This window comes from Actinoplanes sp. NPDC049548, assembly GCF_040676695.1.
In the GTDB taxonomy this organism is placed as follows: Bacteria; Actinomycetota; Actinomycetes; order Mycobacteriales; family Micromonosporaceae; genus Actinoplanes.
On the sequence record NZ_JBFAPM010000025.1, the window covers coordinates 64,237 to 80,367 of the forward strand.

Genomic DNA, 16,131 nt, shown 5'->3' on the forward strand with positions numbered 1-16,131 from the left:
CACGGCTGAAGCCGCCTCCGGTGTTCCGGGGGCGGCTTCAGCCTGTGCTCAGCCGGACGTGAGGGCGACCACACCGGTGATCTCCAGGATGTGAGCCATCAGCGCTTCCCCCTGACTCCCCGGAGAACGCGTCCATGAAGAAACTGCCCGTCAGCATCGCCGTAGGCGCCCTGCTCGCCACGACCCTGATCGCCACGCCGGCCACCGCGGCGCCGGCCGGTCAGGGCTTCACCGTCACCCCGGCCGATCTCGCGTACATCCTCAAGCAGATCAAGATCGCCGAGGCGCACGCCGCGGCCACCACCAGCGAGACCGGCCCCTGCGGCGCGCTGCTGGGCACCGGTCCCCACCAGCTGCCCAGCCCGCTGCTCTCGATGGGCCTGCGCACCGTCGACGGGACGTGCAACAACCTCGTCGCCGGGCAGGAGAAGCACGGCGCCGCCGACCAGGCCTTCCCCCGCCTTGCCGGCAAGGACTTCAAGGCCGCCGAGAACGCCCCCGCGGGCCTCTTCGGCCCCGGCAGCCCCGCCTTCCCCACCACGTACGCGGACAAGAAGGCCGCCAACACGGTCGTCGACTCCCAGCCGCGGGTGATCAGCAACCTGATCGTGGACCAGACGGCGGCCAACCCGGCGGCGGTCGCGGCGGCGGGCAACCCGGTCCGCAGCCAGACCAAGGGCACCACGACCCCGGCGACCGACGGCCAGACGCTGTTCATCCCCAACGTGACCACCGACGTCGGGCTCAGCGCCCCGTACAACTCGTGGTTCACCCTCTTCGGGCAGTTCTTCGACCACGGCATCGACCAGACGGTCAAGGGCGGCGGCACGGTCATCGTCCCGCTGCGCGCCGACGACCCGCTGATCGCCGGCGCCGACCGCGTCCCCGGTACGGCCGACGACCCGAAGCCCGGCGACGCGCGGTACGTGCCCCCGTCGATGCGGTTCATGGCCCTGACCCGCGCCGCCAACCAGCCCGGCGCCGACGGCAAGCTCGGCACCGCCGACGACGTGCAGGACGCCCGGAACACCGACACCCCGTTCGTGGACCTGTCGCAGACGTACACCTCGCACGCCGCCCACCAGGTCTTCCTCCGCGAGTACGCCCAGGACCCGGCCGGCCGTACGGTCTCCACCGGCCGGCTGCTGTCGGGCGCCGCCGGTGGCCTGCCCACCTGGGCGGAGACCAAGCGGCAGGCCCGCGAGCTGCTGGGCCTCGCGCTCACCGACGCCGACGTCCTGGACGTGCCGCAGATCCTGACCGACCCGTACGGCAAGTTCGTCCCCGGTCCCGCCCGCGGCCTGCCCCAGTACGTGACCCGCCACGGCCTCGTCGAGGGCGACCGGGCGAACCCGGTGGCGGTGCCGGCGGACACGCTGCACTTCGACACGCCGTTCCTCACCGACATCGCGCACAACGCCGACCCGACGCCGGTCGACGCCGACCACAACCCGGCCACCGCACCGGTCGCGCCCCGGGCCGACGACGACCACACCGCCTCCGCGGACTTCGCGAGCCAGCCCGCCGGCACGTACGACGACGAGATGCTCGACGCGCACTACATCGCCGGTGACGGCCGGGCCAACGAGAACATCGGCCTGACGTCCATCCACCAGATCTTCCACTCCGAGCACGAGCGGCTCGTCGGCGACATCGAGCGGGTCCTCACCGAGGACGGCGGCCCGGCGCTCGCCGAGTGGAAGCTCGGCGACGACTGGAACGGCGAGCGGATCTTCCAGGCCGCGCGCTTCATCGACGAGATGGAGTACCAGCACCTCGTCTTCGAGGAGTTCGCCCGCAAGATCCAGCCGGCGATCAACCCCTTCCAGCCGTTCGCCTTCACGCAGAGCGAGCTCAACCCCGCCATCTACGCCGAGTTCGCGCACGCGGTCTACCGCTTCGGGCACTCGATGCTGACCGAGACGATCGCCCGGACCGCGGAGGACGGCTCCGACGACTCGATGTCGCTGCTCGACGGGTTCCTCAACCCGCCCGCGTACACCAACGGCGGGACGATGAGCCCCGAGCAAGCGGCCGGCGAGATCGTCATGGGCATGTCGGACCAGGTCGGCAACGAGCTCGACGAGTTCATGACGGACACGCTGCGTGACAACCTCCTCGGCCTGCCGATGGACCTCGCGGCGGTCAACATCGCCCGCGGCCGCTCCGAGGGTGTGCCGTCGCTGAACACCATGCGCCGCAGCCTGTACGAGCGCACCAACGACGGCCGGCTGGCGCCGTACCGCAGCTGGGTGGACTTCGGCGAGAACCTCAAGCACCCGGAGTCGCTGGTCAACTTCGTCGCCGCGTACGGTAAGCACCCCTCGATCCGCACCGCGACCACCGTGAAGGCCAAGCGGGACGCGGCCCGTGCGATCGTCGACCCGCAGCCGGGCGACGTGACGCCGGACGACGCGGCCGCGTTCCTGAACGCCACCGGCGCCTGGACCACGGCCACCTCCGGCCTCGACGACGTCGACCTGTGGGTCGGCGGCCTGGCCGAGACCACGCAGCCCTTCGGCGGCCTGCTCGGCAGCACCTTCGACTACGTCTTCGAGACCCAGCTCACCGCCCTGCAGAACGGCGACCGGCTCTACTACCTGGCCCGTACGCCCGGCATGAACCTGCGCACCCAGCTCGAGGGCAACTCGTTCGCCGAGCTGATCATGCGGAACACCACCGCGCACACCCTCCGGGCCGATGTGTTCTCCACCTCCGACTGCAAGTTCCAGCTCGGGAACCTGGCCGGCACCCCGGCGGGCTACGCGGCCCTCGGCAACCGGGTCGCCGACGACCCGGGCACCGACTGCGACGAGCAGGCCCTGCTGATCCGCATGCCCGACGGCACCATCAAGTACCGCGCCCGTAACAGCGTCGACCCGTCCGGCATCAACGGCCAGTCGGTCTACAACGGCACCGAGGACCGGGACCGGGTCGTCGCCGGCAACGACAACGACACCGTCTGGGGCAACGAGGGCGACGACGTCCTCGAGGGCGGCGCCGGCAACGACGTCACCCTCGGCGGTGAGGGCGACGACGTCATCACCGACCTCAGCGGCGACGACATGCCCAAGGGCGGTCCCGGCAACGACGCCATCGAGGCGGGACCGGGCCTGGACATCGTCAACGGCGGCACCGGCAAGGACTTCACCAACGGCGGCGCCAACGCCAACGACACGTTCGCCGGCGAGGGCGACGACTTCCTCATCGCCGGCGACGGCGAGGACGCGGCCTGGGGCGACTCGGGCGACGACTGGGAGGAGGGCGGCAACTCCCCGGACCTGCTCCAGGGCGACAGCGGCAGCCTGTTCTTCCTCGACGACACCAACAAGCCCGGCCACGACGTGCTGATCGGCCAGGGCGGCGACGACGACTACGACATGGAGGGCGGCGACGACATCGGGGTCCAGGGCCCCGGCATCGAGAAGAACGCCGGCGGCTCCGGCTACGACTGGTCCATCGCGTCGAGCCCCGAGCAGGGCGGCGACGACCAGCCGATGAACTCCGACCTGAACCTCTCGCTCATCCCGCTGGACATCCTGACGGTGGGCGTCCGCGACCGCTACAACGAGCTCGAGGCCCTCTCCGGCGGCGCCCACGACGACGTCCTGCGCGGCGACGACGTGATCCCGTCACAGGTGGGCGGCGGCGGCTTCCTCGGCTGCGACGCCCTCGACGCCGCGGGCATCGCCCGGATCGTCGGCCTCGACCGCATCGTCACCAGCCTGCCGACGCCGGCGTCCGCGGTGGCCAACCAGACCGGCCGCCCGTGTGACCTGCACGGCAACGTGTGGGGCGAGGGCAACATCCTGCTCGGCGGTGCCGGCAACGACACCATCGAGGGCCGCGGCGGTAATGACATCATCGACGGCGACCGCTACCTGAGCGTGCGCCTGAGCGTCCGCGACGCCGACGGCAAGGAGATCCGCTCGGCGCGCAGCATGGCCGAGCTCCAGGCGGACGTCTTCGCCGGCAAGATCAACCCCGGGAACATCTTCCTGGTACGCGAGATCCTGACGGCGCCGTCCGGCCAGGACACCGCGGTCTTCTCACGCACCAGTGACCAGTACGCCATCCAGCCTTTCGGCGACGCGCTGGTCGTCTCCGGCCCCGACGGCACGGACACCCTGCGCAACATCGAGAAGCTGGCGTTCGCCGACAAGACGGTGGAGGTCACCGCGCCGGTGGCGTTCGCGGGCATCTCGGCCTTCGCCGGCGACGCCCAGGCCACGGTCGTCTGGACGCTGCCGGCCGACACCGCCGGCGACGCCGTCACCGGCTTCACGCTCGAGCGCACCGACGGCACCACCACGGTCCTGACCGACGTGCCGGCCACCGCCCGCAGCCTGGTCGTCGACGGCCTCACCAACGGCGTCCCGGTGACCTTCCGGATCCGCGCCAACACCGCGGCCGGCCCCGGCGAGTTCACCGCGGCCTCGCAGCCGGTCACACCGCTGGCCGCCACGGCGCAGGGCCCGGAGGGCGAGGGTCCCGAGCAGGAGACCCCGGACGCGGGCGAGACCCCGGCCAACCCGGCTCCCGTCGTCACCACCCCCACCACCCCGGCCGACCCGGCGCCGGTGGTGACCACGCCGACGACCGACCCCCGGCCGGTCCACCCGATCGCACCGGACGCTCCGGCGATCGGCACCGCGACGGCCGGCAACGGCACGGCCGTGGTCCACTGGACGGCGCCGGCCTTCGACGGCGGCACCCCGGTCTACGGGTACGAGGTGCAGGCGCTCGAGGACGAGACGGGCACGGTGCTCGGCGTGGACGTGGCCGGGCCGGACGCGACCGAGCTCACCTTCACGGATCTGACCAACGGTGCGGCGTACGCCTTCCGGGTCCGCGCGGTCAACGCCGCCGGCGCCAGCGGGTTCTCGGCCGTCTCCAACCGCGTCGTGCCGGGCATCGGCACCGGCACGGGTACTCCGGGTGCGGGTACTCCGGGTGCGGGTACTCCGGGTGCGGGTACTCCGGGTGCGGGTACTCCGGGTGCGGGTACTCCGGGTGCGGGTACTCCGGGTGCGGGCACTCCGGGTACGGGCACTCCGGGTACGGGCACGCCCGGTACGGGTACCCCCGGTACGGGGATCCCCGGCACGGGCACCGGCACCGGCACGCGTACCGCTCCGGGCAGCCCCGCGATCGGTAAGGTCATCGCCGGCAAGGGCCTCGCGATCGTCCGCTGGACCGCGCCGGCCGACAACGGCGGCTCGCCGGTCGTCCGCTACGAGGTCCAGGTGCTCACCGCCTCCGGCGCCCGCGTCGGCGGCATGCGCACCGCGCCCGCCACGGCCTCCGTCCTCGCGGTGACCGGGCTCGCCAACGGCACGGCGTACCGCTTCCGGGTGCGGGCCGTGAACGAGATCGGTGCGGGCGCCCTGTCCCGCGCCTCGGCCACGGTCACGCCGCGGACGGTTCCGGGCGGCCTGAAGAGCCTCAGCGGCACCTCCGGCGCGGCCGGCGGAGCGGTCACCGCGACCCTCAAGTGGACGGCGCCGACGGCGACGGGCGGCTCGCCGGTCACCGCGTACCGGATCGTCCGGCAGCGGCTGAACGCCGACGGCAGCCCGCGTGGCGCGGAGATCGTGACGACCGTGTCCGGCAAGGCGCGCTCGTTCACCTTCGCCGGGGCGGCGAACTCCCGCTACCGCTGCACCGTCCAGGCCGTCAACGCGGCCGGCGCGGGCACCGGACGGACGGTCACCGCCAAGACCCGCTGACCGCACGACCACGACTCCGGCGGTGCCGCACCTGCGGCACCGCCGGATTCATGTCTTTTGCGGCTGACAACGTCCTATGAAGACCCGTCGACAACCCTGGCCCGTGGCCGGATCCCGGGTCGAGGGTGGACGTCATGAGACGAATCCGGTTCACGGCCGTGCTGGCCGCCGCACTGCTCGGCGCCGCCCTCGGCACGCCCGCGGCAGCGTCCTCCGGCCCCGCCTGCGAGGCCGGTGGCCCGCTGACCGTCGACGGCGGCGCCGCGTACGCCCTCACCAGCGACCCGGGCCTGGCCGTCTGCTACCCGTTCGAGGCGCAGGCCGGGCAGACCCTCTCCGTCGGCCTCTACATCCCGCTCGACGACGGCACCTGGCGCGGCTATGCGAGCCGCGCCACCGTACTCGATCCCACCGGCGCGGTCGTGGCCGCCTTCAGCGCCGAGAGCCCGCAGGTGCGGCCGACGTTCCGGGTGCCGGTGCCGACCCTGACCCGCGACGGCACGTACACCCTGGTCCTTGCGCCGATCCAGGCGACCTCGACCCTGCGGGTCACGGCCGCCGTCTCCTCCCGCGAGGTGGCCGGCACGACCGAGGTCGACGGTCCCGGCCTCCCGGTCGCCTACGACCGGGTCGGCCAGGACAAGGACGTGCGCTTCCCCGGTACGCCGGACCAGTTCGTCGCCCTCCGCGTGACGGCCTTCGCCATGACCACACGGGAGGCGGGCGCGGCCCCGGGCCTGTGGATCGAGGTGCGCCGGGCCCGGAGCGACGCCGTCGCCTACCGCGGCGTGGCGTTCGGGCCGGGCGACCTCACCGTCGGCCCGCTGCGGGAGGAAGGCGACTTCACCGTACGCACCTGGCCGCTGGACGGTTCCCTCGGCCAGGCGACGATCGGCGTCGTCACCTCCCACCCGTAGACATCACCGGCTGAGCGCGGCCACCTCGTGCAGCCGGGTCAGCTTGTGCGGGTTGCGGACCGCGAAGATCCGCGCGATGCGGCCGCCGTCGACCACCAGGCTCAGCACCGTGTTCAGCTCGCCGCCCAGGTCCAGCCGGGCCGCCGGGCCACCGTTGAGCGACACCGGCAGCACGTCGAGGCCGCCGGCCAGCCCGGCCAGGCCGGCGAGCAGGGCAGCCACCCGGCCGGCCCCCACGATCGGGCGGCGGGCCGCGGCGACCACGCCCCCGCCGTCCGGCACCACGACGACGTCGGGGGCGAGCACGTCCAGCAGCCCCTGCAGGTCGCCCTCGCGAACCGCGGCGAGGAACCGCTCGACGACGATGCCCTGCTCGGCCGGGCTCACCCGGGTCCGTGGGCGCCGCGCTGCGACGTACCCCCGGGCACGGTGAGCGATCTGCCGCACCGCGCCGGGCGTCTTGCCGACCGCCGCGGCGATCTCGTCGTACGGGGTGTCGAACACCTCGCGAAGCACGAACACCGCTCGTTCGGTGGGACCGAGAGTCTCCAGAACGGTCAGCATCGCGAACGAGACACTCTCCGCGAGCTCCGCGTCCTCGGCCACGTCGGGACCGGTCAGCAGGGGCTCCGGCAGCCACTCGCCGACGTACTCCTCGCGCCGCCGCGCCAGCGTGCGCAGCCGGTTCAGCGCCTGCCGCGTCACGACCCGTACCAGGTAGGCCCGCGGATCGCGCACATCGGCCCGGGCGGCGGGATCGAGGCCCGCCCACCGCAGCCAGGTGTCCTGCACGACGTCCTCCGCGTCGGCGGCGGAGCCGAGCATCTCGTAGGCGACCGTGAACAGCAGGCTTCGGTGCGCGGCGAACGGATCACCGGTCATGGTGCGAAACTACGCCGCCGGGGCCGGGCAGGGGCGCGAGGCCGCATGCCGCCGAGAAGCCCTGAGCCTCGATGCCGAGCGCGACGTTCGTCCGGGCGTACTGGTTCGCCAGAGCGACCCACGCGGTGAGCTCTACCATCGCCGGGGCGCCGAGCCGCCCCAGCAGCCGGGCGGACAGCTCGTCGGTGACGGCCGGCGGCGTCTGCGACATCGCCTCGGCGTACTCCATGACGTCGCGCTCCAGGGGCGTGAACACGTCCGACGTCCGCCATCGCGGCACCTCACGGGCCTTGGTGACGTCCAGTCCGTCGTTGTGCGCCTGGAAGTGACCGAGGTCGAGGCAGAACGAGCAGCCGATCAGCGACGCCACGGCCATGTGGGCGTAGCTCTTGAGGTTCGCGTCGCACTCGTGCCACCTGCCGGCCCTGCGGCCGAGGCCGAGGCTGAACGCGAGCACGGGCCGGTGCTGCCACATCACGCCGAGGGCGTCGGGCACCTCGCCGAACATCTTCCTGCTGAACCTCTTGAGGACGGCGCCGTAGAGGCCCGTGATCGGAACCTGGGGGACGCGGGTGCTGCTGGTCATGTCTCCTCCTCGCCTGCGGGTCTGGCATGGAGACACCGGCCGGGGCCGATCCGTGACAGACGGAGAAGGAAGACGATCAGAACGGGCGGAAGGCTTCGAACGGTGGCTCAAACGGCGGGTCGGGCATTCTCAGCGCCCGGCACCGCGGCACGGTCTCGGCGGCGGGGTCGTCACCGAGGCGCCGGACGGTGCCGTCGGCGAACGCGCCGGCGATCACGGTCCAGCCCAGGTTCCGCTCGTAGTAGCGCACCGCCGTCCGCACCGAGGGGGCCCAGTCGTCGTCGAGGACGACCAGGCCGCCCGGCCGCACGATCTTCCGGAGAAAGTACAGGTCGACGAACACCTCGTGGAAGCGGTGGCTGCCGTCCACGAAGGCCGCATCGGCCGTGAGTCCTTCGCCGGCCAGTCGCGGCAGCGCGCTCGACGACGGCTCGGCCAGCAGGGTGGTGACCGGGTCGAGTCCGGCCGAGCGGAGCGCGCCCCACCCGACGCCGGCGTACGCCTGCTCCTGGAACGGGTCGATGACGATGTGCCGCGGCTCGGGCCAGCCGACCGTCAGCAGCGCCTCGGCGATGGCGAGGGCGGAACTGCCGTACGCGAGCCCCACCTCGACGACACTCCGGACCCCCTCGCGGATGAGGAGGTCGCGGAGGAGGTCGCAGTCGTGCCGGGGGAGCGTGACGGTCTCGAAGTCCCCGGGACCTCGGGTCCAGGGCGGTCCCTCGCGCAGGAGACTGTCACGCACCATCCGAACGCGGTGCACCCGGTCGTCGGACGTCATCAGTAGAGCGCCGTCTCCCAGCCGTCGAGCTCCGGCTCCCCGGGCGGGAGCGTGCCGGTGCAGTACTGGTAGAGATACGTCGCGGCGCGGCGTTCGGCGTACTTCTCGTTGAGCGGCTCGCCGTCGTCGTCGAGCTCGAGGACGTTGGCGAAGATGGCGAAGCAGGTCTCCGTCTGCGAGGGAGAGTCCTGCAGGTCGTCCCAGTAGTCGATGCCCTCCAGCAGGGGGTGGCCGACCGAGCCGCGTGCCACCCATCCGGCGAAGCGGCGCAGCGCCCCGGAGGCGCCGTGGCTGAGGTGCGACGACATGCCGACACCCTAGCGGCGGTCAGTACGCGGTGTACCGGGCCCAGTCGTACTTGGCGGTCAGCGCCGTGCCGGGGTAGGAGAAGGGGCCGAGCCAGCTGTCGACGCCGATGCCCGGCCACAGGTTCAGCATGATGCGCTGCGGGTGGGTGGGCAGCGGCCCGCGGGAGCCGTTCTCCTGGTGGACGAGCCGGCCGTCGACGAACCAGTTGATCGTGCCCTGGTTCCACCATTCGATGGCGTAGTCGTGGTAGCCCGCCGAGGCGTCGAAGCCGAGGTCGATGAGGCTCTCATGGCCGCCGGCGCCGTCGGTGAAGTAGTTGGTCTGCATCTGCCAGGTGTTCTTGCCGAGGATCTCGACGTCGATCTCGTCCCAGGGCTGGTTGTCGCTCGGCCCGGTGTAGGTGAAGAACGCGGTCACGGCGCCGGAGGTCTTGACGGCTCGCAGGCGGGTCTCGAAGCGGCCGTACGAGTAGAGGTCGTTGGTGCGGTACTCGCCGGAGGCGTACGGCTTGCCGGAGCAGCCGCTCGGGCAGGTCGCGGTGTCCAGGTTGATGCCCATGGTGCCGCCGGTGAACACGACGTGGTCGGCGCGCCAGCCGACGTTGAACATGCTGCCGTTGCTCCACCCGTCGGCCTTGTGCCAGCGGCCGGTGTCGAAGGTGTCGAAATTGTCGGTGAAGCTGCCGCCGATCGCCGCGCTAGCGGGCGTGGTGCCGATCGGGGCGGTCACGGCGGTGAGGATGCTGAAGGCGGTGAGCGTCAGTGCGACCGCAAGGCGAGATCGATACCAGGACACAGGGCGCCTCCATTTTGTAACGCTCCTGTCAATGTCCTGTAACCATCGGGCATTGATTAACGTCAGTCAATGGATTCACGTGGTTCCGGAACCACCTCGCCGTGGGCCTGTCATGCGGGGGCAGCCGGTCGCCTCGCGCGGATCGTCACGCGGCGTCGGCAGCCTCCAGCGAGCGTCGGCCCGGCAGCGCCGGTCCGCGCTCCGGGACGTCGTCGGCGCGACCCGGGTCGGCGCGCCACAGGCTGCGGTCGGCCGCGCCCTGCGCCGTCGCGATCATCGACACGAACGCGGTGCGGATCTGGAACTCCACCTGCGAAGGCGGCAGGTCGGAGAGCTCGACGAGCAGAGAAGCACTTCCGAGGATCCCGTACGCGTTGCGCGCGATGCCCTCGTAGTCCCCACCTTGATAACGGCTGACGTTGGCACCGGCCACGTACGTCATCGCGTCGTCGTTGCGCACCGCGAGCTGCCGCGACCGGGTCACCGCCGCCTCGCCGGCGAACGGCGACGTCGGCCACAGGATCGAGGCGTGCCCAACCTACCGCCCGGCCCGGGCTCAGCCGATGGTGATCACCGCCGCCGAGCCGGCCGCCAGGTCCAGCGACAGCGTTCCCGCGCGCACCGGGACGCGGTCGGCGCGGCCGGGGGAGAGCCGGCCCGCGCTGTCCACCCGTGCGCCCTGCACGGCCGTGTCCACGCCGGTCAGGCTGCTGCCCGTCATCGTCAGGACGCGGGCGGTCCGGTTTCCCCCGCCCACCGTGAGGTCGACGTGGACCGGGCCGGCCGACGGGTCCTCCTTGCTGATCACGGCGAGTCGCAGCCTGCCGTCGTCGCCGCTCACCGCGTACGCGGTCAGGTTGCGCCCGGTGGTGAGGGTGACCGGCAGGAACCGGCCGGGACCCACCTGGCGGGCCATCCACAGGCCGTAGTAGATCGGCTGGACCCGGTAGATCTGGGCCAGCTCAGCGGCCTTGCTCGCGGCGCAGATGGGGGTGTAGAGCTGCCACTTGCCGTTCCAGATGGGGGCGTCGCAGACGCCGAGGCCGCCGTGGAAGTTGAGCCCGGCCACGCCCGCCTGACCCAGTTCCAGGGCGTAGTCCAGCGCCCACAGCGCCGCTCCGTGCCGGTTGCTGACGCCGTTGATGCCGCCGCCCCAGGCCGAGTTGGTCTCGTCGACGCGCAGCGGGATGCCGAGCGCCTTGGCCGCGTCGAGGTTGGGGGTGATCGAGCGGAGCTGGCTCGCGTACGTCTGCGGGGACAGCAGCCGGTCCATGGTGCCGTTGGGGTCCATGGCGTACTGGTGCAGCATCACCATGTCGAGCCGGCCCTGGGCGTCGCGGGCGAGGTCGGCGGCCCAGCTGATGCCCGGGTTGGCCGCGTCCGGGCCGGCCAGCGGCAGGTGCGGGCCGACCGCGGCGGCGCAGGCCTGGAAGTCCTCGAGGTAGTCGGGGTAGCCGTAGCCGGCGGGCCGGAAGCCCTTGCCGACCCACTGGTCCGGTTCGTTGCCGCACTCGGCGGCGACCAGCTGGTGGCCGAGCTCCTTGCGCAGGACGCGGGCCTGGTCGGCGGCGGCGGCCGCGTCCCAGCGGCCGAGGTTGATGCCGACCTCGGCGCGCCAGCCGGTGGCGTCGAGGAGATCGTCGAGGCGCCTGATGTCGGTGTGGGTGACGACGTGCTGCAGCCAGTCCGGCTGCGGGTCGGGCAGCGCCTGCCCCTCCGGCAGCCAGATGCCGTCGCGGTCGAGCGTGTTGCCGGAGATCCGGATGTTGCTGGGGCCGAGGGTACGCAGCAGCTGCGCCATGGTGCCCCGGCGCGCGTCGAGGTTGCCGATGCCCAGCTCGCGCATCTCGAACGACAGGCCGACCAGGTCGCCGGGCAGCCGGGCGCCGGGGTGCTGCGCGTCGACGGTGACGGTCGCGCCGCCCGGGGCGGGGGCGGCGGCCGCCGGCGGCACGTAGCCCAGGGCGGTGACCATGGCCAGGCCCGCGACGGCGCAGGCGGCCCGAGGTGTACGCATGTCAGCTCCCGATGAGGTGGGGGGAAAGGAGGTCGTGCAGGGTGGTGGCGTCCGCGAACGCCTGGGCGGGGTCGTCGCCGGCGACGAACTCGAGGCTGGCGTAGCGGTCGCCGGGTGCGGCGGCGGCCACCGCCAGCCAGGCGGACCACTGCTCGCGGTGGTCGTGCAGCGGTAGCCGGGAGTGGTCCGGCCGCCAGGCGAACACGTGCAGGTTGGCCAGGTCCGGCAGCAGCGCCTCGAGGTCGGCAGCGTTGGTGGCGGCATCCCGTTCGGGGTTCGGCTGCCACAGGCTGCGGATGCCGCTGCCGGGGACGGCGGCGAGGAGCGCGGCGGTGGAGTCGCGGGTGTCCGTGAGGGTGCCCCGGTGGTACTCGAGGACTATGCCGATCCCCTCGGCCGCCGCCGACGCGGCCAGCCGCAGGGCGTCGTCGCGGACTCTCGCCCGGTGGTCCTCGTCCGCGTCGGCGCTGGCGCGGCTTCCGGCCCAGACCCGGATCACGGGTGCGCCGAGCCGGGCGGCGGTGGCGACCACCTGCGGTGCGTCCGGACTCTCGCCGAGGCGGTAGTAGGAGCCGTAGGCGGACACCGCGAGGCCGGCGCGGGCGGTCAGCGCGGCCACCTCCTCGGCGGCGGCCAGGTCGCCATGCGGCACGTGCACGTCGCCGCCCCATTCGACGCCCGCCAGGCCGGCCCGCTGCGCCAGCGCCACCACGCGGCGGGGTTCCAGCTGACGGAACGTCACCGACACCAGGCCGGGCCGGATGCTCATCGGACCGCCGCCAGCAGATCGGCGAAGAGCCCCTGCCGCCCGGCCGGCGCCAGCCCGAGGTGGTAGAGGCTGAACCGGTCGGCGCCGGCTTCTCGCAACCGGCGTACGTGGGCCAGGAGGGTGTCGCGGTCCACCTCGGACAGGACGGTGACGTAGGCGTCCAACGGTCTCCCGTACAGGGTGGCGTCGCTGATCAGGGTGGCGGTGGCCGGGTCGGCCGGCCAGGCGGGCACCAGCAGGGCGTCGACGTCGGCCGCGGCCGTCAGGGTCAGCCCGGGCGACGGGCCGGTGGCCCACGGGTCCGGGCTGGCGTGCAGCACGACGGGCACGCCCGGGGCGGCGCTGTGCACGGCGGTCAGCACCTCCGCGCGCAGGGCGTCGGTGTGCTCGTGGCGGGCCGCCAGGACCAGCGCCGCACGCTCCTCGTCGAGTGGCGGGCCGCCGCGCAGCGCCTCCCGCAGCGAACGCACCATGAGGGCGTCGTCCGCCCCGGCTCGCTGCCAGGCCGTGCGGCAGGCGGTGCAACAGCACACCGACAACAGCCTTCTCTCGTACGCGGTGAAGGCGCCGGCCGTCTTCTCGTGGTGCCCGAGGTGGTCGGCACCCAGCTGCCCGCACGCCTCCAGGGAGACGGCATCCACCCGGACGCCGCGCAGCGCTTCGGCCGCCAGCGTGGCCGCGTACCGGCGCACGTCCGCGTTCGCGGGGCACAGCGCGTACGGGTAGGGCTCGCCGAAGCAGTTGACCACCGTCACATCGAGGTTCGCCCGGCCGAGCCGGGTGTCGTGGGTGAGCACGATCCAGGCGTTGACCCGCAGGCCGGCCTCGCGCAGCACGACCACCGCGGAGCCGAACGGATCCGGCTCGGCCACCCAGTCCGGCGTAGCCGGCCGCAGCCGCCGGCCGGCCCACGCCTCCATGCGCACCGGGCGGTAGAGCGCCGCGTGCCGGGCGTCGACGAGCCGGCGGGCCGGATGCAGCGGCGTCGCCGCCCGCGTGCTGTGGTACGTCGCCGCAAGCGTCACCGTGTCGAGCCCCGCCTTGGTGACCCGGCCGGAGAAGTCCGGGTCGCCCAGCACGTCCCACGGGTACGCGTGCCCCGCCGCCGTCACCATCGCGGCCGCCGCCGGGTGTACGACGGCTCGAACCGCTGGAGGTAGCCGGTGTCGTCGCGTTCCCGGATGCCGCACGCCAGGTAGTCGGCGTGCATGCGGGCCAGCGCCTCCCGGTCCAGCGTCACGCCCAGCCCCGGTCCGTCCGGCACGGTCACCGCACCGCCGGTGATCTCCAGCGGCTCGGTGACGACGTCCGCGCCCAGCTGCCACGGGGTGTGCGTGTCGGCCGCGTAGGTCAGGTCCGGTGTGGCGGCGCCCAGGTGCACCATGGCGGCGAGGCTGATGCCCAGGTGGCTGTTGGAGTGCATCGACAGGCCGAGGCCCCAGGTACGGCAGAGCGCGGCGAGGCTAGCCGACTCGGTGAGGCCGCCCCAGTAGTGGTGGTCGGCCAGGACGATCTGCACCGATCCCCGGCGTACGGCCTCCGGCAGGTCGGCGGGCTGCACCACGCACATGTTGGTGGCCAACGGCATCGGCGCCTGCGCGGCCACCGCGGCCATCCCGGCCAGGCCGGACGTCGGATCCTCGAGGTACTCCAGCAGTCCGTCGGTCTTGTCCGCGACCCGCACCGAGGTCTCGACGCTCCACGCGCAGTTCGGGTCGAGGCGCAGCGGGTGGTCCGGGAAGGCCTCGTGCAGCGCCGCGACGGCGGCGATCTCCTCCTCCGGCGGGAAGACGCCGCCCTTGAGCTTGAGCGAGCCGAAGCCGTACCGGCCTACCATCCGGCGGGCCTGGGCGACGATGCCGTCCGGGCCGGCCGCCTCGCCGTACTCGTCGGCGGGTGCGCCCGGGTGCCCGGCCCACTTGTAGAACAGGTATCCGGAGAACGGGACCCGGTCGCGGACCCGGCCGCCGAGCAGGTCGTGCACCGGGCGCCCGGTGGACCGGCCCTGCAGGTCCAGCAGTGCCACCTCGAACGGCGACACCACCCGGGCGACGGTCTTGCCGGTGCTGGACGCCCCGGTGAGCCCGTGCCGGTCGGGTGCGTCGGCGCCGCCGAGGACGGCGGCCGCGCGGGCGCGCAACCCGTTGAGGTCGAAGACGTCGAGGCCGTCGAGCACCGGCGCGACGCGTTCCAGCAGCGCCAGGTGGGGTGCGTCGCCGTAGGTCTCGCCGAGGCCGACAGAGCCGTCGGCGGCCCGGACCTCCACGACGGCCCGCAGCGCCCAGGGCTGATGGACGCCGGCCGAGTTGAGCAGCGGGGGATCGGGGAAGGCGATCGGGGTGATGGTGACCCCGGTGACGCCCAGGCGGGCTGCCGCACTCATGCCGCGACTCCGGGGGCGACGGGCGAGTCCTGGAGCCGGCGCAGGGCGGCGCGGCCGTCGCGGATCAGTGCGGCCAGGTGCTCGACGTGCTCGGGGGGAAGGTCGGTCAGCGGCGGCCGGACCGGGCCCACCGCGAGCCCGCCGAGCCGGGCGCCGGCCTTGGGCAGCGCCACCGCGTACCCGGCGACCCGCTCGCGCAGCGCCACCAGCGGCAGGTAGAACTCGCTGAGCAGGGTGCGGGTGACCCGGTCGTCGCCGGCCTCGTACGCCCGGTGGAAGGCCACGGCGAGGTCCGGTACGAAGCTCAGCGCGGCCGACGAGTAGCTCGGCACCCCGATGGCCCGGTACGCCGCGGCGGTCACCTCGGCGGTGGGCAGCCCGTTGAGGAACACCATGTCGGCGGCGCGGGGGTGGCTGCTGGCCCGGATCGTGGTGACCAGCCGGGTCATCGCGTCGACGTCGCCGCGCCCGTCCTTGATGCCGATGACGGTGGGCAGGTCCAGCAGGGCCAGCGCCGCGGCCGGGTCGAGGACCGCGTTCGCCCGCTGGTAGACCACCAGCGGTAGCCCGCTCGCCTGCGCCACGTACGCGATGTGGCGTACCAGCCCGGCCGGGGTCGAGGTCACCAGGTACGGCGGCAGCAGCAACAGCCCGTCCGCGCCGGCCTCCGCGGCGGCCCGGGCGAACTCCCGGGCGGTCCGCGGGCCCCCGCCGGCCCCGGCGAACACCGGCAGCCGGCCGGCCGCCTCGCGCACGGCGGTCCGGACGACGGTGCGGTACTCGTCCATGCCGAGCGCGGTGAACTCGCCGGTGCCGCAGGCCACGAAGAGGGCCGCGGGTCCGGCAGCGATCTGCTGGCTGACGTGCTCGGCGAGCACGGCGGCGTCGACGGTGTCGGCGGCGGTGAACGGGGTGAGCGGGAAGGAGAGCAGGCCGTGCAGGCGCATGGGCATCCTTGATCTG

General features: G+C 73.3%; 13 protein-coding genes. 2 read left to right on the forward strand and 11 right to left on the reverse strand.

All coding sequences use genetic code 11. The annotated features are described in order from the left end of the window. Positions 1–134 precede the first annotated feature (134 nt). Together AB0J80_RS33935 and AB0J80_RS33940 are read left to right on the forward strand one after the other, a co-directional pair. Positions 135–5,729, forward strand: coding sequence for a peroxidase family protein (locus AB0J80_RS33935; RefSeq protein WP_364713352.1), 5,595 nt, complete (start codon positions 135–137; stop codon positions 5,727–5,729). A 134-nt stretch (positions 5,730–5,863) separates the two neighbouring features. Continuing rightward, a complete protein-coding gene (locus AB0J80_RS33940) occupies positions 5,864–6,646 on the forward strand; it encodes a hypothetical protein (RefSeq protein WP_364713354.1) in 783 nt (260 codons plus the stop codon). Between the two features lie 3 nt (positions 6,647–6,649). Here the strand turns inward: AB0J80_RS33940 and AB0J80_RS33945 are convergent, their stop codons facing one another. The 11 genes from AB0J80_RS33945 to AB0J80_RS33995 all read right to left on the reverse strand — a co-directional run bounded on the left by AB0J80_RS33945 (position 6,650) and on the right by AB0J80_RS33995 (position 16,115). Beyond that, positions 6,650–7,528, reverse strand: a complete 879-nt coding sequence (locus tag AB0J80_RS33945) for an RNA polymerase sigma-70 factor (protein ID WP_364713356.1) — start codon at positions 7,526–7,528, stop codon at positions 6,650–6,652. Further along, positions 7,518–8,114, reverse strand: a complete 597-nt coding sequence (locus tag AB0J80_RS33950; protein WP_364713358.1) for a carboxymuconolactone decarboxylase family protein — start codon at positions 8,112–8,114, stop codon at positions 7,518–7,520. The genes AB0J80_RS33945 and AB0J80_RS33950 overlap by 11 nt, the downstream gene beginning before the upstream one ends. Positions 8,115–8,190: 76 nt before the next feature. Then, positions 8,191–8,895, reverse strand: a complete 705-nt coding sequence (locus AB0J80_RS33955; protein WP_364713360.1) for a class I SAM-dependent methyltransferase — start codon at positions 8,893–8,895, stop codon at positions 8,191–8,193. Beyond that, positions 8,895–9,203, reverse strand: coding sequence for a hypothetical protein (locus AB0J80_RS33960; protein WP_364713362.1), 309 nt, complete (start codon positions 9,201–9,203; stop codon positions 8,895–8,897). The genes AB0J80_RS33955 and AB0J80_RS33960 overlap by 1 nt, the downstream gene beginning before the upstream one ends. 19 nt (positions 9,204–9,222) lie before the next feature. After that, positions 9,223–9,933, reverse strand: coding sequence for a glycoside hydrolase family 16 protein (locus tag AB0J80_RS33965; protein ID WP_364713364.1), 711 nt, complete (start codon positions 9,931–9,933; stop codon positions 9,223–9,225). A gap of 211 nt (positions 9,934–10,144) precedes the next feature. After that, positions 10,145–10,483: a hypothetical protein gene (locus tag AB0J80_RS33970; protein WP_364713366.1), complete on the reverse strand. Its 339-nt coding sequence runs from the start codon at positions 10,481–10,483 to the stop codon at positions 10,145–10,147. Between the two features lie 72 nt (positions 10,484–10,555). Then, positions 10,556–12,016 carry a hypothetical protein gene (locus AB0J80_RS33975; RefSeq protein WP_364713368.1) on the reverse strand — a complete coding sequence of 487 codons (1,461 nt, stop codon included), beginning with the start codon at positions 12,014–12,016 and terminating at the stop codon, positions 10,556–10,558. Position 12,017: 1 nt separating this feature from the next. Further along, complete coding sequence (locus AB0J80_RS33980) at positions 12,018–12,785, reverse strand: TIM barrel protein (protein ID WP_364713370.1); 768 nt, start codon at positions 12,783–12,785, stop codon at positions 12,018–12,020. Continuing rightward, positions 12,782–13,900: a hypothetical protein gene (locus AB0J80_RS33985; protein WP_364713372.1), complete on the reverse strand. Its 1,119-nt coding sequence runs from the start codon at positions 13,898–13,900 to the stop codon at positions 12,782–12,784. Before AB0J80_RS33985 ends, AB0J80_RS33980 begins: the two co-directional genes overlap by 4 nt. Further along, positions 13,894–15,168 (reverse strand): enolase C-terminal domain-like protein, encoded by a 1,275-nt coding sequence (locus tag AB0J80_RS33990; protein WP_364713374.1) that lies wholly within the window; start codon positions 15,166–15,168, stop codon positions 13,894–13,896. Before AB0J80_RS33990 ends, AB0J80_RS33985 begins: the two co-directional genes overlap by 7 nt. Next, positions 15,165–16,115, reverse strand: a complete 951-nt coding sequence (locus AB0J80_RS33995) for a 5-dehydro-4-deoxyglucarate dehydratase (RefSeq protein WP_364713376.1) — start codon at positions 16,113–16,115, stop codon at positions 15,165–15,167. The genes AB0J80_RS33990 and AB0J80_RS33995 overlap by 4 nt, the downstream gene beginning before the upstream one ends. Between the last annotated feature and the right edge of the window lie 16 nt (positions 16,116–16,131).